Annotated in this window: 24 protein-coding genes; 11 read left to right on the forward strand and 13 right to left on the reverse strand. The window is 65.5% G+C overall.

The window, feature by feature from the left end; genetic code table 11:
- Positions 1-29 precede the first annotated feature (29 nt).
- The 3 genes from U1H99_RS05945 to U1H99_RS05955 form a co-directional block, all read right to left on the reverse strand.
- The gene (locus U1H99_RS05945; protein ID WP_323140807.1) at positions 30-563 is read right to left on the reverse strand and encodes a hypothetical protein; all 534 of its coding nucleotides are present in this window, start codon (positions 561-563) and stop codon (positions 30-32) included.
- The gene (locus U1H99_RS05950; protein ID WP_323140808.1) at positions 563-1,552 is read right to left on the reverse strand and encodes an HpcH/HpaI aldolase/citrate lyase family protein; all 990 of its coding nucleotides are present in this window, start codon (positions 1,550-1,552) and stop codon (positions 563-565) included. The genes U1H99_RS05945 and U1H99_RS05950 overlap by 1 nt, the downstream gene beginning before the upstream one ends.
- Before the next feature lie 173 nt (positions 1,553-1,725).
- Positions 1,726-2,718, reverse strand: coding sequence for a malate dehydrogenase (locus U1H99_RS05955; RefSeq protein ID WP_323140809.1), 993 nt, complete (start codon positions 2,716-2,718; stop codon positions 1,726-1,728).
- A gap of 268 nt (positions 2,719-2,986) precedes the next feature.
- On the opposite strand from U1H99_RS05955, the gene U1H99_RS05960 reads away from it, so the two are divergent.
- The 7 genes from U1H99_RS05960 (at position 2,987) to gltA (ending at position 9,182) form a co-directional block, all read left to right on the forward strand.
- Positions 2,987-3,796 (forward strand): GntR family transcriptional regulator, encoded by an 810-nt coding sequence (locus U1H99_RS05960; protein ID WP_323140810.1) that lies wholly within the window; start codon positions 2,987-2,989, stop codon positions 3,794-3,796.
- A gap of 188 nt (positions 3,797-3,984) precedes the next feature.
- Positions 3,985-4,416, forward strand: coding sequence for a succinate dehydrogenase, cytochrome b556 subunit (gene sdhC / locus U1H99_RS05965; protein ID WP_185748605.1), 432 nt, complete (start codon positions 3,985-3,987; stop codon positions 4,414-4,416).
- 2 nt (positions 4,417-4,418) lie between these two features.
- Entirely contained in the window at positions 4,419-4,796 is a 378-nt protein-coding gene (gene sdhD, locus U1H99_RS05970; RefSeq protein ID WP_323140811.1) for a succinate dehydrogenase, hydrophobic membrane anchor protein, read from the forward strand.
- A 2-nt stretch (positions 4,797-4,798) separates the two neighbouring features.
- Positions 4,799-6,577: a succinate dehydrogenase flavoprotein subunit gene (gene sdhA / locus U1H99_RS05975; protein ID WP_323140812.1), complete on the forward strand. Its 1,779-nt coding sequence runs from the start codon at positions 4,799-4,801 to the stop codon at positions 6,575-6,577.
- 32 nt (positions 6,578-6,609) lie between these two features.
- Positions 6,610-7,320, forward strand: coding sequence for a succinate dehydrogenase iron-sulfur subunit (locus U1H99_RS05980; RefSeq protein ID WP_323140813.1), 711 nt, complete (start codon positions 6,610-6,612; stop codon positions 7,318-7,320).
- Between the two features lie 253 nt (positions 7,321-7,573).
- Positions 7,574-7,852: an FAD assembly factor SdhE gene (locus U1H99_RS05985; protein ID WP_323140814.1), complete on the forward strand. Its 279-nt coding sequence runs from the start codon at positions 7,574-7,576 to the stop codon at positions 7,850-7,852.
- 28 nt (positions 7,853-7,880) lie between these two features.
- Complete coding sequence (gene gltA / locus U1H99_RS05990; protein ID WP_323140815.1) at positions 7,881-9,182, forward strand: citrate synthase; 1,302 nt, start codon at positions 7,881-7,883, stop codon at positions 9,180-9,182.
- Between the two features lie 82 nt (positions 9,183-9,264).
- Here gltA and U1H99_RS05995 read toward each other — a convergent pair whose 3' ends face one another.
- Positions 9,265-9,531 carry a hypothetical protein gene (locus U1H99_RS05995; protein WP_323140816.1) on the reverse strand — a complete coding sequence of 89 codons (267 nt, stop codon included), beginning with the start codon at positions 9,529-9,531 and terminating at the stop codon, positions 9,265-9,267.
- A 193-nt stretch (positions 9,532-9,724) separates the two neighbouring features.
- Positions 9,725-10,024: a DUF3297 family protein gene (locus tag U1H99_RS06000; protein WP_323140817.1), complete on the reverse strand. Its 300-nt coding sequence runs from the start codon at positions 10,022-10,024 to the stop codon at positions 9,725-9,727.
- Between the two features lie 142 nt (positions 10,025-10,166).
- On the opposite strand from U1H99_RS06000, the gene U1H99_RS06005 reads away from it, so the two are divergent.
- Together U1H99_RS06005 and U1H99_RS06010 are read left to right on the forward strand one after the other, a co-directional pair.
- On the forward strand, positions 10,167-11,132 hold the full coding sequence (locus U1H99_RS06005; RefSeq protein WP_323140818.1) for a hypothetical protein: 966 nt from the start codon (positions 10,167-10,169) through the stop codon (positions 11,130-11,132).
- Between the two features lie 109 nt (positions 11,133-11,241).
- Positions 11,242-11,808 (forward strand): isochorismatase family protein, encoded by a 567-nt coding sequence (locus U1H99_RS06010; RefSeq protein WP_323140819.1) that lies wholly within the window; start codon positions 11,242-11,244, stop codon positions 11,806-11,808.
- A gap of 37 nt (positions 11,809-11,845) precedes the next feature.
- On the opposite strand, the gene U1H99_RS06015 is transcribed toward U1H99_RS06010, so the two are convergent.
- Positions 11,846-12,238: a hypothetical protein gene (locus tag U1H99_RS06015; RefSeq protein WP_323140820.1), complete on the reverse strand. Its 393-nt coding sequence runs from the start codon at positions 12,236-12,238 to the stop codon at positions 11,846-11,848.
- Between the two features lie 167 nt (positions 12,239-12,405).
- Between U1H99_RS06015 and U1H99_RS06020 the strand changes: the two genes are divergently transcribed.
- Positions 12,406-12,918 (forward strand): nuclear transport factor 2 family protein, encoded by a 513-nt coding sequence (locus tag U1H99_RS06020; protein WP_323140821.1) that lies wholly within the window; start codon positions 12,406-12,408, stop codon positions 12,916-12,918.
- A 1-nt stretch (position 12,919) separates the two neighbouring features.
- Here U1H99_RS06020 and U1H99_RS06025 read toward each other — a convergent pair whose 3' ends face one another.
- The gene (locus U1H99_RS06025; protein ID WP_323140822.1) at positions 12,920-13,624 is read right to left on the reverse strand and encodes an SOS response-associated peptidase; all 705 of its coding nucleotides are present in this window, start codon (positions 13,622-13,624) and stop codon (positions 12,920-12,922) included.
- 203 nt (positions 13,625-13,827) lie between these two features.
- On the opposite strand from U1H99_RS06025, the gene gluQRS reads away from it, so the two are divergent.
- Complete coding sequence (gene gluQRS / locus U1H99_RS06030) at positions 13,828-14,793, forward strand: tRNA glutamyl-Q(34) synthetase GluQRS (RefSeq protein WP_323140823.1); 966 nt, start codon at positions 13,828-13,830, stop codon at positions 14,791-14,793.
- Here the strand turns inward: gluQRS and U1H99_RS06035 are convergent.
- From U1H99_RS06035 to U1H99_RS06060, 6 genes are all read right to left on the reverse strand, one after another.
- Complete coding sequence (locus U1H99_RS06035) at positions 14,790-15,395, reverse strand: CHRD domain-containing protein (protein WP_323140824.1); 606 nt, start codon at positions 15,393-15,395, stop codon at positions 14,790-14,792. The genes gluQRS and U1H99_RS06035 overlap by 4 nt on opposite strands.
- Positions 15,396-15,551: 156 nt before the next feature.
- On the reverse strand, positions 15,552-16,037 hold the full coding sequence (locus U1H99_RS06040; protein ID WP_323140825.1) for a DUF421 domain-containing protein: 486 nt from the start codon (positions 16,035-16,037) through the stop codon (positions 15,552-15,554).
- Positions 16,038-16,118: 81 nt separating this feature from the next.
- The gene (locus U1H99_RS06045) at positions 16,119-16,301 is read right to left on the reverse strand and encodes an oxidoreductase-like domain-containing protein (protein WP_323140826.1); all 183 of its coding nucleotides are present in this window, start codon (positions 16,299-16,301) and stop codon (positions 16,119-16,121) included.
- Positions 16,298-16,681 carry a BlaI/MecI/CopY family transcriptional regulator gene (locus U1H99_RS06050; protein ID WP_323140827.1) on the reverse strand — a complete coding sequence of 128 codons (384 nt, stop codon included), beginning with the start codon at positions 16,679-16,681 and terminating at the stop codon, positions 16,298-16,300. The genes U1H99_RS06045 and U1H99_RS06050 overlap by 4 nt, the downstream gene beginning before the upstream one ends.
- A 706-nt stretch (positions 16,682-17,387) precedes the next feature.
- Positions 17,388-18,050 carry a response regulator gene (locus tag U1H99_RS06055; protein ID WP_323140828.1) on the reverse strand — a complete coding sequence of 221 codons (663 nt, stop codon included), beginning with the start codon at positions 18,048-18,050 and terminating at the stop codon, positions 17,388-17,390.
- Positions 18,047-19,606 (reverse strand): ATP-binding protein, encoded by a 1,560-nt coding sequence (locus U1H99_RS06060; protein ID WP_323140829.1) that lies wholly within the window; start codon positions 19,604-19,606, stop codon positions 18,047-18,049. The genes U1H99_RS06055 and U1H99_RS06060 overlap by 4 nt, the downstream gene beginning before the upstream one ends.
- Between the last annotated feature and the right edge of the window lie 88 nt (positions 19,607-19,694).

Here is a 19,694-nt window from a genome sequence, read left to right on the forward strand (position 1 = left end):
GAGCGGGCGCCTTCACCGGGGCGCCGGCTTCAGCTTTTCTTTTCCGCCGCCGGCACCGCCGCCACCAGCGGCTTGGCCTGTTGGGCGTTCTTGCATTCGTTGGCCAGCTGGCGGTTCAGCTTCGAGTCGAGCAGGATGCCCTTCGACGGGATGCCGATCCAGATCAGGCCGAACTTGGGATTCTCGAAACGCAGGGCGCCGGTGGTGGTGCCGATACGGTCCAGGCGGTGCAGCCGGTTCTTCCAGCGCAGCGCGATGTGGCCGTCGTCCTGGGCGTTGGTGTAGATCGTGACCTTGTTGTTCAATTCGCACGCGTAGTCGGTGACAACGGTGTCGGTGATGTCCGGTTCCGGCTCATCCTCGGCGGCCGCGACTTCCGGTGCCGGCTGTTCCTTGGCCTTCTTCGAGGGCTTGTGGTGCTTTTCCTTCAGGACCTTGACGGCTTTGGGATGGGATTCCTGTTCGGGTGCAGCGGATGCCGGTGTGCACAGGCCGGCAGCCGCGAACGCGAGTGTGGAGACAAGCGCGCATGCGGCAGCGAAAGGTTTGGGGGTGAGGGCCATCAGATGGTTTCCGGTTGATTGACGATTGCCGCTGCGGCATCCGGCAACGCAAGACCGGCCAGCTTAGCGCGCTGCAACACCGTCCAATAATATCGGTAGCTGGCGCGGTCGTGCAAGCGGCCATGCTGGGCAATCGGTCCCCAATTCGCTGCCATCGCCTCGAGCAGGATGTTGGTTGCTTCGTTCACCTCCGACAGGCGCGGTGTGAAAGCCTTGATGATCGGCTTGATTTGGTCAGGGTGGATGCTCCACATGCGGGTAAAACCGAATTCACCGGCGGCGCGGGTGGCGTCGTTGGCGACAACCGCACTGTCCTTGATATCCGTCGTCACATTATGGGAGGCGACCTTGTCGAACGCATGACATGCCGCAACCATCTCCAGCTTCGCCCGTACTACCAGGGGATGGGTAAATTGACCCGGCGTACGCATCGCGGCGGCCGGGATCGCACCGTTGTGGCTCGACACGAAATCCATGATGCCGAAGGACAGGCACTCGACCTGGGGCAGGGCGGCGATCTCGAACACCTGGTGCAGGGCGCCGTGGGTCTCGATCAATACGTGCACCGGCAGGTCCGGGCGGCCGGCCTTGTCGGCCGCGCGCTTGACCGCTTCCTTGGCGCGCAGCACGTCGGCCACGCCCTCGGGCTTGGGCAGCACCACGTAGGCCAGCTGCCTGGCGGCGGCGCCGACGATGATGTCGACGTCCTGCTGGAAGTGCGGGCTGTGCAGGTCGTGCAGGCGCGCGCCGATGCGCTTGTGGCGGTTGCCGACCTCGTTCAGCAGGGTGGCGACCAGTTCCGCGTGCTCGCGCTCGCGGCCGGCGGCGGCGCCGTCTTCGCAGTCGAAGGTGATGTCGAATACGGGCCCGAGCTCTTGTTGCAGGGCCATCGATTTGCGCATCAGCTTCTCGCTGCCGGCGTAGTGGTCGCAGGCGGGGAGCAGCGCTGGCTGGCGTTTACCCTGGAATAAAACCTCGGAAGGATGCATGGCTAATAACTTACTAAAGTAACGTCGGCCTTGAAACTGCCGTCGTTCCCGCGCAGGCGGGAACCCAAGTTGCTTGCACAGCCGAGCTGCACGCAGAACTTGGAGCAAATGATGCCGGGGGCATCATTTGCGCCTACGCGGGATGACGTGCTTATTACGCGGGCTGCAGAATATTACTGGCCCAGCAGATGCGCCACGCCGGCGCGCTCTTCGGTCAGTTCTTTCAGGGTGTTGTTGATGCGATCTTGCGAGAACTCATCGATTTCCAGGCCCTGGACGATCTTGTACTCGCCGTTCTCGGTGGTCACCGGGAAGCCGAACACGATGCCTTCCGGGATGCCGTACGAACCGTCCGACGGGATGCCCATGGTGGTCCACTTGCCATCCGTGCCCAGCACCCAGTCACGCACGTGGTCGATCGCTGCGTTGGCGGCCGAGGCTGCCGACGAGGCGCCACGCGCTTCGATGATGGCGGCGCCGCGCTTGCCGACGGTCGGCAGGAAGGTGTTGGCGTTCCATTCCTGGTCGTTGATCAGGTCCTTGATCGACTCGCCGCCGGCGGTGGCGAAGCGGTAGTCGGCGTACATGGTCGGCGAGTGGTTGCCCCAGACGACCATCTTCTCGATGTCGGCGATGGCCTTGCCGGTCTTGGCCGCGACTTGCGACAGGGCGCGGTTGTGGTCCAGGCGCAGCATGGCGGTGAAGTTCTTGGCCGGCAGGTTCGGGGCCGACTTCATCGCGATGTAGGCGTTGGTGTTGGCCGGGTTGCCGACCACCAGGACTTTCACGTCGCGCGAAGCGACGGCGTCCAGCGCCTTGCCCTGCACGGTGAAGATCTGGGCGTTGGCTTCCAGCAGGTCCTTGCGTTCCATGCCCGGACCGCGCGGACGGGCGCCGACCAGCAGGGCGACGTCGGCGTCCTTGAACGCTTCCATCGGGTCGCTGTGGGCGGTCATGCCGGCCAGCAGCGGGAACGCGCAGTCGTCGATTTCCATCATGACGCCCTTCAGGGCCTTCTGGGCTTTCTCATTGTCGATCTCGAGCAGCTGCAGAATGACCGGCTGGTCTTTGCCCAGCATGTCGCCGTTGGCGATGCGGAACAGCAGGGAATAGCCGATCTGGCCGGCCGCGCCGGTCACGGCGACGCGCATTGGGGTTTTAGCCATGATGAATCTCCAAAAGTGGGAAAAGGTACTGTTGAGTACTCGGGGTCAACGTTGCAGGTTCACGAAAACTGCAATGATACCAAAAGCGGTTTCCAAAAAATCAGGTATGCGGCGCCGTGCCAACAGGGGGAGCCCGTACCCGGTCGACCGGGAGTGTATTCCTCTGCTATTCCATCTGTCAATTCATATCATATGTCTTATATAAGACACATAACTTTGCCGTGTTCGCACTGGACGGGGCAGGTGATTTGTGAAAAAATCTCCCTCTATGAACCCAGCATCGTCCAATCCGAACAGCAATGGCACGCCATCCATAGGCGCCGGCAACGCTGCTCCCGGAACGGCCCAGGCACCCGTACCGTCGCCGACCTTCTCCCCGCTCTACCAGCAGATCAAGGCCCTCATCACGCAGAGCCTGCAGTCGGGCGAGTGGAAACCGGGCGAACTCATCCCCAGTGAAGTCGAGCTGGCTGGCCGCTACAAGGTCAGCCAGGGTACCGTGCGCAAGGCGATCGACGAACTGTCGGCCGAAAACCTGGTGGTGCGCCGCCAGGGCAAGGGCACCTTCGTCGCCTCCCACCACGAAGCGCGCGCCCACTTCCGCTTCCTGAAGCTGATGCCGGACGAAGGCGTGCCGCACCAGGCCGATCACCAGTATATCGAGGTCAAGCGCGTGCGCGCGGCCGCCGAGGTGGCGCGCCTGCTCGACCTGAAGTCGGGCGATGCGGTCGTCTACGTGAAGCGCCTGCTGTCCTTCGGCGGCGCGCCCACCATTCTGGAAGAGCTGTGGCTCCCGGGCCAGCTGTTCAAGGGCCTGACGATGGAACGCCTGGCCGAGTACAAGGGGCCGATGTACGGCCTGTTCGAGTCGGAATTCGGCACACGCATGATCCGCGCGAGCGAAAAGATCCGTGCGGTGGCGGCCGACGAGGCGAATGCGGAATTGCTGAAAGTGACACCGGGAACGCCGCTGCTGTGCGTGGACCGGGTGTCGTTTACCTATGGAGACAAGGCGGTAGAGTTGCGTCGCGGACTGTACTTGACTGCGCAGCATCATTACCAAAACGAATTGTCCTGAATGTTTTTTGCGCTAGCTCTATGCTGGTGCACTTATCGCTGGTAGCGATTACAATGCCTTGGTTTTGGGAAAGCGTTGGCAAGGCCCAGTCGACGTTCCCACCAGATGCTGGAAACAGTGCTGGGCAGGTCGCAAAATCAAAGTAAACTGGGTTCGATAAATTTGTCAGTATTAATGGAGGTGTTGCAATGTCCGAAGCCGTGAGAGAGGCTCAGAAAAAGGGCCGGCCCGTTATCCGTAATGTCGACTTTGGCGATATCACGTACCGCGGGTACTACAAACAGCCGCCGTCGGCGCTCGTGTCGATCCTGCACCGCGTCAGTGGCGCCGGCCTGTTCCTGTTCCTGCCGTTCCTGCTGTACCTCTTCCAGCAAAGCCTGCTGTCGGAAGGCACCTTCAAGCACTTCGCCGGTGTCGTAAGCCACCCGCTGACCAAGATCGTCATCCTCGGCCTGTCCTGGGCTTACCTGCACCACTTTACCGCCGGTATCCGCCACCTGTTCATGGATAACCACATCGCCCTGGACAAGGACGATTCGCAGAAAACCGCACGCTGGGTGCTGACCATCAGCCTGGTCCTGACCCTGCTGGTGGCCCTGAAACTGTTCGGAGTGTTCTAATCATGCAAGGCTTTGATACCAAAAAGAATATCGGCCAGCGCCGCCTCGTCGTCGGTGCCCACTACGGCATGCGTGACTGGCTGGCCCAGCGCCTGACCGCGATCCTGATGGCGGTCTTCACCATCGTCCTGCTGGTTTCCTTCCTGACCGGCCAGAATTTCACCTATGAAGGCTGGGCCGGGCTGTTCTCGCGCCAGTGGTTCAAGCTGTTCACCATGGTGACCTTCTTCGGCATGTTCTACCACGTGTGGGTCGGCATCCGTGACATCTGGATGGACTACATCAAACCGGTCGGCCTGCGCCTGACCCTGCAGTCCCTGACGATCTTGTGGCTGCTCGCCTGCGCCGCATGGACTGTGCAAATTCTCTGGAGCGTGTAATCGTGGCAGCATTCAATTCTGCAATTCCTACCCGTCACTTTGACGTCGTCATCGTCGGTGCCGGCGGTTCCGGCCTGCGCGCCGCACTGCAACTGTCGGAAGCCGGCCTGAACGTGGCCGTGCTGTCGAAAGTGTTCCCGACCCGTTCGCACACGGTCGCGGCACAGGGCGGCATCGGCGCATCGCTGGGCAACATGAGCGAAGACGACTGGTACTGGCACATGTTCGACACCGTCAAGGGTTCCGACTACCTCGGCGACCAGGACGCCATCGAATTCATGTGCCGCGAAGCCCCGAAGGTCGTGTATGAGCTGGAACACTTCGGCATGCCGTTCGACCGTAACCCGGACGGCACCATTTACCAGCGTCCCTTCGGCGGCCACACCGCCAACTTCGGCGAAAAGCCGGTGCAGCGCGCCTGCGCCGCCGCCGACCGTACCGGCCACGCACTGCTGCACACCCTGTACCAGCGTAATGTCCGCTCGCGCACCCATTTCTTCGTCGAATGGCAGGCACTGGACCTGGTCCGCAACGCCGACGGCGACGTGCTGGGCGTGATCGCGCTGGAAATGGAAACCGGCGACGTCATGATGCTGCAAGCCAAGACGACCGTGTTCGCCACCGGCGGCGCCGGCCGTATCTTCGCCGCGTCGACCAACGCCTTCATCAACACCGGCGACGGCCTGGGCATGGCGGCACGCGCCGGCCTGCCGCTGCAGGACATGGAATTCTGGCAGTTCCACCCGACCGGCGTGGCCGGCGCGGGCGTCTTGATCACCGAGGGTGTGCGTGGCGAGGGCGGCATCCTGATCAACGCGAACGGCGAACGCTTCATGGAGCGCTACGCGCCGACCCTGAAGGACCTGGCGCCGCGCGACTTCGTGTCGCGCTCGATGGACCAGGAAATCAAGGAAGGCCGCGGCGTCGGCCCGAACAAGGACCACGTGCTGCTGGACCTGCGCCACATCGGTGCGGACACCATCCGCAAGCGCCTGCCGTCGATCCTGGAAATCGGCCACAAGTTCGCCAACGTCGACGCCACCAAGGAACCGATCCCGGTCGTTCCGACCATCCACTACCAGATGGGCGGCATCCCGACCAACATCCACGGCCAGGTCGTCGCTCCTGACGGCACCGGTGGCCAGAAGATCGTCAACGGCCTGTACGCGATCGGCGAATGCTCATGCGTCTCGGTGCACGGCGCCAACCGCCTGGGCACCAATTCGCTGCTCGACCTGGTGGTGTTCGGCCGCGCGGCCGGCAACCACATCGTCGGCCAGAACCTGAAGGCGCAGGGCAACCGCGCGCTGCCCAAGGACTTCGCCGACTACGCGCTGGGCCGCCTGAACGCGCTCGAGACCTCGACCGGCGGCGAAAAGGTGCAGGACGTGGCCAACGACATCCGCGCCACCATGCAGAAGCACTGCGGCGTGTTCCGCACCCAGGCCCTGATGGACGAAGGCGTCAAGGAAATCATGAAGCTGGACGAGCGCCGCAAGCACATCTCGTTCAAGGACAAGTCGCGCGTGTTCAACACCGCCCGCATCGAAGCGATCGAACTGGACAACCTGATCGAAGTCGCCAAGGCGACGGTCGTCTCGGCCGCGGCCCGCAAGGAATCGCGCGGTGCCCACGCCCATAGCGACTACGAAAAGCGCGACGACGACAACTGGATGAAGCACACGCTGTTCTTCTCCGAAGGCAATCGTCTCGACTACAAGCCGGTGGTGACCAAGCCGCTGACGGTCGATACCTTCAAACCGAAGCCACGCACGTTCTGATCCACGATTGATAACGAATTTTTAGGTAAAACATGGCACGCACAGTCCAACTGAAGATCTACCGCTACGATCCGGACAAGGATCAGAAGCCTTATATGCAAGACATTACCGTCGAGCTGAAAGACACCGACAAGATGCTGCTGGATGCCCTGCAGCGCATCAAGTCCGACGTCGACGACTCGCTGGCCCTGCGCCGCTCCTGCCGCGAAGGCGTGTGCGGTTCGGACGCAATGAACATCAACGGCAAGAACGGCCTGGCCTGCACCACCAACCTGAACGAGCTGAAGCAGCCGATCGTGCTGCGTCCGCTGCCGGGCCTGCCGGTGGTGCGCGACCTGATCGTCGACATGACCAACTTCTTCAAGCAGTATCACTCGATCAAGCCGTTCCTGATCAACGAGTCGATCCCGCCGGAGAAGGAACGCCTGCAGTCGCCGGCCGAGCGCGAAGAGCTGGACGGCGTGTACGAGTGCATCCTGTGCGCCTGCTGCTCGACCTCGTGCCCGTCGTTCTGGTGGAACCCGGACAAGTTCGTCGGTCCGGCCGGCCTGCTGCAAGCCTACCGCTTCATCGCCGACTCGCGCGACGAAGCGACCAACGAGCGCCTGGACAACCTGGAAGACCCGTACCGCCTGTTCCGCTGCCACTCGATCATGAATTGCACGGACGTGTGCCCGAAGGGCCTGAATCCGAACAAGGCGATCGGCAAGATCAAGGAATTGCTGGTCCGCCGCGCGATTTAATGGGTAGGGTGGACGGGTGTCCCGTCCACGCGGTGATACGCTACGGCGCCGATGTCGTGCGCGGCACGATGCCGCCAACGATTACCGCGTGGACGGCAGAGCCGTCCACCCTACGAAAAGCCGCCATCTTCCGCGAACAGGTATATTTCGGAAGATATCGCGCCTAAATTGTTGCTAATAAATACAGTAGAACTACCGTACTGTCCATACCGGGCAGCCGGAGTATAGTGTTGACCGAACAACGGACTCTCGTGTGACTCTGCCCCAAAACGCGCATCAATCCGACCCCGCCAACCGCGCCCGCCTGCGCTGGCGTGCACGCCGTGGCCTGTTGGAAAACGACCTCATCCTCACGCGCTTCCTGGACGCGCATGAAGAAGAATTGACGGACGAGGAAGTCGATGCACTGACCCGTTTGCTGGACCTGGCGGACAATCCGCTGATGGACCTGCTGCTGGGCCGCGCCGAGCCCGAAGGCGAGGTCGACCTGCCGCACGTGTATGCCCTGGTGGCGCGCCTGCGGCAAGCGTAAGCGAAACTAACCCAAAGAAGGAAGTGACATGAACATCTCTGATACCAAAGCCACCCTGTCGTTCTCGGACGGCAGCAAGTCGATCGACATGCCGATCTACAAGGGCACGATCGGCCCGGACGTCATCGATATCCGCAAGCTGTACGGCCAGACCGGCGAGTTCACCTACGACCCGGGCTTCATGTCGACCGCTGCCTGCCAGTCGGCGATCACCTATATCGACGGTGACAAGGGCGAGCTGCTGTACCGCGGCTACCCGATCGAGCAGCTGGCCGTGAACTGCGACTTCCTGGAAACCTGCTTCCTGCTGCTGAACGGCGAACTGCCGAACGCCGAACAGAAGGAAACGTTCAGCGACACCGTGACCAAGCACACGATGATCCACGAGCAGATGCAGTTCTTCTTCCGCGGCTTCCGCCGCGACGCGCACCCGATGTCGGTGCTGGTGGGTACCGTCGGCGCGCTGGCGTCGTTCTACCACGACTCGCTCGACATCAACGACGCCAAGCAGCGCGAAATCTCGGCCATCCGCCTGATCGCCAAGCTGCCGACCCTGGTCGCCATGGCATACAAGTACTCGGTCGGCCAGCCGTTCATGTACCCGCGCAACGACCTGTCGTACAGCGCGAACTTCATGCACATGATGTTCGGTAACCCGTGCGAAGAGTACAAGGTCAACGACGTGCTGGTGCGCGCCCTCGACCGCATCCTGATCCTGCACGCCGACCACGAGCAGAACGCATCGACCTCGACCGTCCGCCTGGCCGGTTCGTCGGGCGCCAACCCGTTCGCCTGTATCGCTGCCGGCATCGCCTGCCTGTGGGGCCCGGCACACGGCGGCGCCAACGAAGCCGCACTGAACATGCTGAAGGAAATCGGCACCGTCGAGAACATCCCGGCCTTCATCGAGAAGGTCAAGGACAAGAACTCGGGTGTCAAGCTGATGGGCTTCGGTCACCGCGTCTACAAGAACTTCGACCCGCGCGCCAAGCTGATGCGCGAAACCTGCCACGAAGTGCTGGAAGAGCTGGGCCTGCAGGACGATCCGCTGTTCAAGCTGGCCATGGAACTGGAAAAGATCGCCCTGAACGACGAATACTTCGTGTCGCGCAAGCTGTACCCGAACGTCGACTTCTACTCGGGTATCGTGCAGTCGGCCCTGGGCATCCCGGTCTCGCTGTTCACCGGTATCTTCGCGATGGCGCGTACCATCGGCTGGATCGCCCAGTGGAACGAAATGATCGCCGACCCGGAACAGAAGATCGGCCGTCCGCGCCAGCTGTACGTCGGTGCGCCGCGCCGCGATGTGCCGGAACTGGACAAGCGTTAATCGGTTTTAAGCGTTAATCGGCTTTAAGCGTCAACAAAAAAGCGAGCCTTCGGGCTCGCTTTTTTGTTATGTACCGGAACGATCAGTTCCCGTAACCGGCGCGTTTCGCTTTGCGCTGCGCGAGCCAGACACCCAGCATCAGGATCGGGGTTTGCAGTACGCCGGCGGCGAGCGACAGCCCGGGATTGGGAAATGCCACTTCGCCCTGCGATACCGCAGAAACCGCCGCGTTGGTCACGAAATAGACAAGCAGGCTGACGGGAAGACACAAGGCATATGGCTTCCAGTTCTTGGGCAGGAAGCTGCCGAGCGCATAGCCCGACATGAGCGCGGCCAACAGGAAAATCAAAACTGGCTCCTTTTTCTCTTCGGCAAGTGAATGACCGGTGCTGTAAACGTGTCGTACGGCAAGGTAACACAATATATTTGCCGAAAATCCACGCTTTGTAACGGAGCACCCGCGGCTCCTGAATCGGGCGCCGCAAGCAAAACGGCCGCTGGATTGCTCCGGCGGCCGTCTTTGGTTTTGAAGATATAAAAGATCAGTCCTGGTAGTACGGCTCGACCGTGCCCTTCAGCTTGATCAGCATCGGACGGCCCTTGCGGTCCACGGTCTTGCCGGCGGCAACCTTGATCCAGCCTTCGCTGATGCAGTATTCCTCGACGTCGACGCGTTCCTTGCCGTTGAAGCGGATGCCGACCGGACGCTTGAAGACTTCGGCGTTGTGGTGCGGGCTCTTCGGGTCGATCGACAGGCGGTCGGGCAGGGCAGGGGCTTGCACCGGGGTTTGCTCAGTGGCTTGCTCGGTGGCTTGGGTTTGGGATTGGGTAGTATCGTTCATGCACGCGATTATCCACGATTCCATGCGCGTAGGCGAGTGAACGCATGCATGCCAGGTTGCCCGGCTCCCTGCCGCACGCGCAAAATGGACGGAAATGCAGCGCTTGGCTATGCTGAAGGCATCCGAACTCCGTCCAGGCAGCATGACGCACCCCTCAGGCAACGTAGTCCGCATTCCACGCTTTTTCAACTGGCCCCTCGTCATCGGTGGTTACGCCTTGTTGGCACTGTTCATGATGATGGGCCGCTGGGGCGCCGCCGAAGCCGAATCCTCCGCCTATCTCGAGCTGGCGCACTGGCTGCGCGGCGAGGCACCGCTGCCGGTGCTGGCGGCGCCGTTCACCTATCGTTTGGGTCTGCCGGCCCTGGCCAGCGTGCTGCCGGGCGAACTGCACCACGTATTCGCCACCCTCAACTGGCTGTTCGTCACGGTAACCGCGGTGCTGGCCACCGCCACCGTGCGCCGCCTCGGCTTCGGCAGCCAGCGCGCGCTGGCTGCGGGCCTGCTGGTGATCCTGTCGCTGCCAACCGTGTGGTATGCGCGGGCGGTGCTGGCCGAGCCGGGTTCGATCTGCATGCGCATGCTGTTCGTGTGCGGCGTACTGACCGGCCGGCCCGGGCTGGCCCTGGCCGCGGCGCTGGCCGGGACCGCGATCCGCGCCGAAGACATCCTGCTGCTGGCCTGGCTGGCGGCCAGCGGGAAGGTGAGCCGGGCGCGCATCGGTGCGGCGCTGGCGCTCGCCATCGGCAGCATCGTGCTGCTGCAGGTCTGGCTGGCACCGGGCATGCTCGGGATCGTGCCAGCGGCTGAGCGTAGCGGATTGGGCAGCCTGAACTTGCTGCTGTCGCTTGGCGCCTGCGCCGGCTTCGTGCTGCCGCTGGCCCTGGCCGGACTGCGCGACGCGCCGGAGCGCATCCGCTCCCTGCGCAGCCTGCTGGTGCTGATGCTGCTGCCGGGGCTGCATGCGGCCGTCACCGGGCATGCCGATGGGCGCATCGTATGGGACCTGACGCCCTTCCTGCTGCCGTTCGCGGTGGCGCTCGGCATGCCGCGCGCGACGGTGCAGGCGCCGGACGTGCGCCGGCTGGAGGTGGCGCGGCGCGCTTGAGGCCGTAACCGGGGCGCCGCCCACGCGCGGGTGAATCTTTTGCTATCCTCGCACCTTCCCTTGCACACCCACGGCCAGGGAGACCCCCACTTTCTTTTTGCGAGTCCGTATGACCAACCTGAATCCCCACACCACCGCCCTGGTCCTGATCGACCTCCAGCACGGCAATGTCGCGCGTGAACTGGCGCCATATCCGCCGTCGCAGGTCGTCGCCAACTCGGTGCGCCTGGCCGACGCCTTCCGCGCCGCCTGCGCCACCATCGTCTACGTACGCGTCAGCGTCGGCGAACTGACGGCCCACCAAGCCGACCGCGCGCTGCCGGGGCTGAAAGTGATTCCGCCGAACCCGAGCGACATCGTGCCGGAAGCCGGCATGCAGGAGGGTGATTTCCTGGTGACCAAGCGCCAGTGGGGTGCGTTCCACGCCACCGAACTCGACCAGATCCTGCGCCGGCGCGGCGTCAAGGACATCGTCCTGACCGGCATCGCGACCAACATCGGCGTCGAGTCGACCGCGCGCGTGGCGCACGACCTCGGCTACGACCTGGTGTTCGCCGAGGATGCGATGTCGTCGATCGGCGAAGGCGCGCACGAGTGGGCCGTCCAGAACATGTTCCCGCTGATGGGCCGGGTACGCAGCACCGAGCAGATCCTGGCTGACTTGCCGAAGGCCTGATCCGGCGCCTCCTGCTCCTGCTGCTGGCTGCGCCGGTCTACCTGCATTTGCCGCGCACCACCGCCGCGGTCCAGAACGGCAGGGTGAGTAGCGGCCCCAGGCTGAAGTTCCAGCCGCCGTAGGTGAATCCGGCCGGCTGGTGCTTCAATGCATCCGGTCCCAGGCAGGAAGGCTTTTGCGCTTCCGAGAACTGGCGGCCGAATGTGTCGTACTGGTCGCCCTTCAGAACTCCCCTCCGGCTGAGGGCGGCCGAGGTGGTGCCTTCCCTGGCTTTTTCCATCTCCTTCGACTCCGCCACCGTCTCGCGCACGGCCCTGGCGATCGCGTCATCCTTGAACTTCAGGGAAAACGGCACCTTGGGCTTGTCCTGCAGGGCCAATGCGTCCGGTTCCTGGGCCACCGCTGCCAGGCATCCGGCGAATGCCAGCATTAAGGTGCCGGCTTGAATCGGATATCGCATATGTATGTCATCCGTTCGTGAGGAGTTTACAATTCAATACCGAACAAATGTACACCAAGTCGGCTGCCGTTCAACAACTTGCACGACCGGTTACATTTCAAAAGTACAATATGTATTTTCCGACAAAGGTCGACGCCATGATGAAATCCCTGCTGCTGGCATGCTGTCTATTGTTGACCAGCGCGGTCCAGGCCGCCCAGCCCGATCCTGCCCTGGTCAAACAAGTGAATGCCTTCGTCGACGGCTGGCATGACGATGCCGCCCACGCGCGCATGGTGTATTTCGACAAGATGGCGGCGGACGGCGTCTACATCGGCACCGACCGCAGCGAGCTGTGGCAACGCGAGGCCTTCCGCGCGTGGGGCCGCAAGTACTTCGAGGGCAAGAAGGCGGCCTGGGTATTCCACGCCACACGGCGCAACGTCCACGTGTCCGACGACGGCAAGCTGGTCTGGTTCGACGAATTGCTCGATACCGAGAACATGGGCCACTGCATGGCCAGCGGGGTGCTGCGCAAGACGGCCGGCGGCTTCGAGATCCTGCATTACCAGCTGTCGGTCGCCGTGCCGAACGAGGTCGCCGACCAGGTGACGGGGCTGATCAAGGCTGCCGAAGCGAAGGCGGCGGCCAAGCCGTCCACGGGCGGCTAGGCTAGAACAGGCTGCCCTGCGCGGCGGGCACCGGTGCCGCCGCTGGCGCCGCCGTCTTGCGCACGGTGTTGGGCGCCGGCCAGGCCTTCATCGCCTCGGCAGGGTAGTGGCGCAGGAAGCTGCGCGCCAGTTCCGGGCTGCGGCACTGCAGCCAGGCATCGACGTCGCCGGGCGGCAGCACCACCAGCGCGCGCTTTTCGTCGCCCGGCTTGTGGAAGCGGCGCATCAGCGGGTGCGCGTCGGCGTTGATGGTGATCTGGGTGAACGAGGTCGCGACCTTGCCGTCGGCCTCGCCCCATTCGCGCCACAGGCCGGCGACGAAGAACAGGGCGTCGTCCCGCATGCCGATGCCGTAGCGCTCGGCGCGTCCGCTCTCGTAGTTCGGTTCGTAGAAGCAGGTCATCGGCACCGCGCACAGCTGGGTGCGGTGCCAGGCGGGCGCGAAGGAGCGCTTGTCGGCGATCGACTCGGCGCGCGCATTCATGGTGTCGAACACCTTGACGCTGGCGGGGATGTGGCGGCGCGGCACCATGCCGTAGCTGGCCAGGCTCACTTCGCAGCGGCCGTCGGCGCCGCTACGCAGGATCGGCGCATCGTAATCCTTCCAGGTCTCGGGCGCCCAGTCGCGGTCGCGGATCAGGTCGACCAGGACGCCGAGGACCATGTCGAGTTGTTCGGGCAGCGGGGGACGGTAGTTGACGCACATGGGAATCTCGGGGCGGATCGGACCTCCAATGATAGCAGCAGGGCTGGTCGCCGGCAGCGTATCCCCATCTGCATGGCTTATGTATGCAACTAACCGACATTGATCAAGACCGAACCGCAAAAGCAAGCCGCCAGGCGCCACGGCCGCCGTTCCGATGTGCTAAGGTGGCGCCTTCCAATCCGTCGCCACGACCGTCTACCGCAGTGAGTACCACCACCCTCTCCACGAAGCCCTACGTCGGCCGTTTTGCGCCGTCGCCCACCGGTCCGCTGCACGCCGGCTCGCTGGTCGCGGCCGTGGCCAGCTATCTCGACGCGCGCGTACACCAGGGTACCTGGCTGATCCGCATCGAGGATATCGACGAGGGCCGCAGCGTCCCCGGCGCCGCCGAGGACATCCTGGCGCTGCTGCACCGGCTGGGCATGGACAGCGACGGCGAGGTGGTGTGGCAGAGCCGGCGCAAGGATCTGTACGAGGCGGCGCGCCGGCGCCTGGCCGAAGCCGTGTATGGCTGCGGCTGCAACCGGCGCGAGATCGCCGATTCGCGCCTCGGCGTCGGACCGGATGGCGCCGCCATCTATCCGGGCACCTGCCGCGACGGGCTGGCACCGGGACGCGCAGCGCGCAGCCTGCGCCTGCGCGTGCCCGACACCGGCAACGACCTGGTGACCTTCATCGACCGCTTCGCCGGCAGGGTGACGCAATGCCTGGCGCGGGACTCCGGGGATTTCGTGCTGAAGCGTGCCGACGGCTTCTGGGCCTATCAGCTGGCCGTGGTGGTCGACGATGCGGAGCAGGGCGTGACCGACGTGGTGCGCGGCGCCGACCTGCTCGATTCGACGCCGCGCCAGATCTACCTGCAAGGCCTGCTCGGGGTGCCGACACCGCGCTACCTGCACGTGCCGGTGGTCCGCAACGAGCATGGCGAAAAGCTCTCGAAGCAGACCGGCGCGCTGGCGGTGCAGCCGGGCGACGAAGTGGCGGCGGTGGCCGCCCTGCGCGCTGCGGCCCGCTTCCTCGGCCTGGACCTCGACGCCGAGCTGGGACCGCAGGCCGCAAAGGCGGGCGCGTCGCTGGCGGCCTTCTGGCAAGCGGCGGTCCCGGCCTGGGCCAGGCTGCTTGCCAGTTGCGAAGCGCAAGGTGCTGCGCCCCGCGCCGAACTCGCCTAGACCGCCAGGCGCAAGGTCTCCTCGTCGCGCCGGCGCCGTCCCAGCCAGACCAGCCCGGCCAGCCCGGCGCCCAGCATCGCCCACTCGGCCGGTTCCGGGATCGGGGCGGCGACCACGAAGCCGCGGATTTCGCCGTTCGGATAGGCCGCCGTGTGGATGTTGACGTAGGCCTCGTTGGCGAGCATGGCGTCGACCAGCGCCGAATACGCGCCCTGGGCGGTGCCGCCGTTGGCCGCCAGGAAGACCGGGTCGTAGGATGCGGCATCGTCCAGCGACACGGTGGCGCTGTAGGTTCCGCTGCGGACCCCGGTCGGGAAGCCGGTGAACGGTACCGCGACCGGCGCCACGCCGGTGAACGGATCGGCGGTGCAGCAGTGCACGTGCGCCATGGTGGTGGTGCCGGTCAGGTCCTGGAACGGCGCGTCGACCGTCAGTTGGGTGCCGATGACTTCGATCGTCACCAGGCTGCTGCCGGCCGAGCCGTTCGGTGGCGACTCGGCCGGTCCACTGGCGACCGCCCGGAACGTGCCGGATTGCGCGAAGGCCGGCGCGGCCAGCGCGGTACCCGCGGCGAGTGCGAGAACAGACAGAACGTGTTTCATGGAACTCTCCTGTTGAGCATAAGTCCTGCAACGCGCACCCCGTCCTGGAGTGCTGCACAAAAACTTAGCACCGGCGGCGCGCACAGGTGCACACCGTACGGCTGAGATAATGCTCAGCGGCGAGTGAGATCCGGAAATGCTCAGGTGTCCGGGCAGTCAGGTCTTGGGCGGGTCGGTGGCCAGCGGCCGCTTCGTGATGGTGATGCTGCCGCCGGCTTCGAGGAAGGCGCACTGCATTTCCTGACGCGAACAATCGGCTTCGCGCAGCGCCTGTTCGATGTCGGACTGGCCGACGCGGTTGCGCTTGACCACTTTGTCGAAGAACACGCCGTCGCGCCCGAGCAGCACGGTCTCGCCGTCGAACAGCGCTTCCATCTTGCGGCTGCGCGCCGACAGCATGCCGATGCTGGCATTCAGCACGATCAGCGTGGCCGCGATGATCAGGCCGCCGCTGACGGAGTCGTCGCCGCCGGACAGGCCGTTCGACACCGCTTCCGACAGCAGCATCACGACCAGCAGGTCGAAGGGCGTCAGCTGGCTGATCGTGCGCCGGCCCGACAGCCGCACCATTGCCAGTAAAGCCAGATAAACGAGTGCGCCGCGCGCGACGAACTCCCACCAGGGTAGATCCATGTCGAACATGAATGCCTCCACATCCGTTGTAGAAGCAATGATTGTAATGACAGGCGCGCCGATCGATTGTTCGCCAGGGAACGGAGTGCGCTAGGCCGGCTGCTCCGGATGCCGTGCCAGCCAGGCGAGCAGGGCGGCCTGGTAGTTCTCGAGGGCGATCTGGTAGGCGTCGAACACGCACATGACGCAGCCGGTGCCGCAGCAATCCTCGAGTTCGGGTTCCCGCGGTGCGACTGGACGCGGATCGGGATCGCGCTCGGGAGCTGCGCTCACGGCGCCTTGTCCCCGTCGAGGATGGCCTTGATCTCGGCACGCTCCCCGGCGCTGACGTGGCCGCGCAGGGCGGCCAGGATCAGGGCCTTGCCGGAGCCGGAAAAGGCTTTATGGATGAGTTCGCTGACCAGGTTGGTCTGCATCGCGTCCTGCGGCTGGGCCGGTGCGTACACGTGGGCGCGCAGGCTCTCGTCGCGCACCAGCAAACCCTTGCCGTGCATCAGCTGCAGCAGGCGCAGCACGGTGGCGGCGGTCAAGTCGGGGCGCTCCGCGGCGATGGCATCGTGCACCTGCCGCGCCGTGGCCGGACCGAGCTGCCACAGGATGCGCAGCAGCTCGAGTTCGGAGGCGGTCGGTTTCGGCGGAGTCGGGGACGGCATGCGGGCCAGCATAAGGTATCGGCCCGCAAAAGTCGAGGCAGGGCCGGGCCGCCGCCGTGTCAGCGAGCGCGGTCGTCGCGCGGGGCCTCCTTCGGCTGAGGCGGCACCGGCGGCACGGCCGGGGCCGGCGGGGCAGGTGGCGTGTCCGGGGCGGCCGCATGCGGGGGCCGCGGATGCATACCCGCTGCGGGCGGTGCCGGCGGGGCAGGCGGCACGGGCAGGCCACGCGTTCCCGCCGCAGGCGGTGCAGGTGGCACAGGGGCGCCACGCATTCCCGGCGCAGGTGGTGCGGGCGGGGCAGGTGGCACAGGCACGCCACGCATTCCCGGCGCAGGTGGTGCGGGCGGGGCAGGTGGCACAGGGACGCCACGCATTCCCGGCGCAGGCGGTGCGGGCGGCGCTGGCGGTACAGGCACGCCACGCACGCCCGGTGCAGGCGGTGCTGGCGGCGCCGGCAGCGGCGGGCAGTCGCCGTTGGCGGCCGAGCACTGGACCCGCGCCTGGGGTTGCTGGGCAAAGGCGGCGGGTGCTGCGGCGATCAGGGCCAGCAGCAGGATCGGGTGGTGCAGGTGAAGACGTTTCATGGTTTTTTCTCCAGTCAGTGAGTTGAGTGAAGCCATGATGCCGCCCGAATGTGGAGACAATTTGGAGAGGCCGCTTAGAAATCGAACCGCTCAGAGGTCGAACCGCTCAGAGGTCGAACCGCTCAGAGGTCGAACCGATAACCCAGCCCGTAGATCGAATGGATCGCCTCGACGCCCGGCAGCACGGCCTCCAGCTTGCGCCGCACATTCTTGATGTGGCTGTCGATGGCACGGTCGGTGACATCGAGGCTGGCATTGCCTTCGCGCGCCAGGTCGAGCAGCTGGGCACGCGAAAACACCTGGCCGGGACGGCGCGCCAGCGCGGCCAGGATGCCGTACTCGCTCGGCGTCAGGTCGAGCGGCTTGCCGTGCACGGTAATACGATGCGCGGCGCTGTCGACGGCAAGTACCGCCGCCGCATGGCCGCTGCGGCGCAGGATCGCCTTGATGCGCGCCATCAGTTCGCGTGGGCTGAAGGGCTTGCACAGGTAATCGTCGGCGCCGGCTTCCAGGCCCAGCAGGCGGTCGATTTCCTCGACCCGGGCCGTGACCATAATCACCGGCACCTGCGAAAACGCGCGCAGCGCGCGGCACACGCTCAGGCCGTCGAGGCCGGGCAGCATCAGGTCGAGCACGACGAGATCCGGCTGCGCGTCCTGGAACGCCGCCAGCGCCTGCGCGCCGTCGTCGAACAGTGCGGGTTCGTAGCCGGCGGCGCGTGCGTAGTCGGCCACCAGCGCGGCCAGTTCCGGCTCGTCCTCGACGATGGCAACGCGTGTGCTCATGCGGTTTCCTTCAATGTGGGGATGGTGATGGTGACCCGCAGGCCACCCAGCGGCGACTGCCCGAAGGCCAGCGACGCGCCCTGCGCTTCGAGCAGGCGCCGGCACAGCGCCAGCCCGAGGCCGGCGCCACCGTGGGCACGGCTGCGCGAGGCGTCGATGCGGTAGAAGCGCTCGCCCAGGCGCGCCAGCGCGGCGTCCGGCACGCCGGGGGCGCTGTCGTCGAGGTGCAGCTGCAGCCTGCCGCGCTCGGCCTGTGCGTGCAGGGCCACGCGTCCGCCCGGGGCGGTGTAGCGCAGGCTGTTTTCCAGCAGGTTGTCGAGCACCTGGCGCATGCGGTCGGGATCGGCCAGCACGGTGCCGTGCGCCGGTGCCGGGCCGACGTCGAGCGCCAGGCCGGCCGCCCCCAGGCGTTCGGCGAAGGCATCGAGCTGGACGCAGGCCAGCTGCCACAGGTCGAGCGGCAGCGGGCGGCAATCGAGGGCGCCGACATCGGCGCGGGCCAGCGCATACAGTTCGTCGATCAGCTTGTTGAGGGCCAGCACCTGGCGCAGCATGGCGTCGAGCGTGTCCGGGGTGGCGCTGCGCACGCCGTCCTGCAGCGCTTCGAGCTGGGCGCGCAGTACCGCCAGCGGCGTGCGCAATTCGTGCGAGGTGTCGGCCACCCACTGGCGGCGCGCATCCTCGGCGCCCTGCAGCCGGCTTGCCAGGGCGTTGAAGTGGCGCGCCAGGTCGCCCAGTTCGTCGCTGCGCTTGGCGGGCAGGCGGGTCTCGAAACGGCCCTCGGCCAGCTGGCGTGCGCCATCCTCGAGCGCCCCGATCGGGCGCCGGAAATTACGCGCCAGGCCGATGGCCGCCAGCGCGCTCAAGCCCACCGCGGCCGCGAAGATCAGCCACAGGCTGCTGTGCAGCTGTTCCAGGAAGGCATACGCCATCGCATCGCTGGGGCGGGCACCGCGGGCCACCCCGATCCAGCCGACGGTGCGGCCGCCGCTCTCGACGGCGCGCCGCGCGAGGGGGACGGCGCCGGGTGGACGGCCGGCCAGGTAGCCGCCGCCGGCATCGAACAGGGTGATGCGGCGCGGCAGCGACAGCGGCCCCGCCACCGGATCGATATCGGCCCCGAGCACGCGCGGCGCGGACAGGGGCGGCGGCGGTGCGGGCGGAGCCGGCGGCGCTGGCGGGTCCGCCGGTAGCGCCGCGGCCGGGCCGGCTGCCGCCGCATGCAGGGCGGGAGCGGCCGGCGCCGCCGGTGGGGCGGCTGGCGCCGGTGGCGCTGCCGGCAAGCCGCTCTCGCGCACCCGCTGCAGGCGTTCCAGCTCGCGCGCGATCCAGGCCTGGCGTCCGTCCGCCGGGATGAAAGCCCAGCCGCCGTGAGTGCGGTACTGGCGCGCCAGCGCCGCCGACAGCTCGTCCAGGCGGTCCAGTTCGATGCCGACGGCGTAGTCGCCGAAGCTGGCCAGCACGTTCTGGCGCAGCAGGAACACGGCGCCGGCCGCCACCGCGAGGATCGCAAGCAGGACCGAAACGAAAAGGCGGTGGCCGATCGAGAATTTCAAGGTGGCACGCAATGGAGAGTGGAAGGCCATTCTAGGTGAAAAAGGATTTATTATCAGCAGGTTCACGCTGTCCGACCGATAAGGAACC

This window comes from Massilia phyllosphaerae, from assembly GCF_034659755.1.
Classification (GTDB): Bacteria; Pseudomonadota; Gammaproteobacteria; order Burkholderiales; family Burkholderiaceae_D; genus Telluria; species Telluria phyllosphaerae.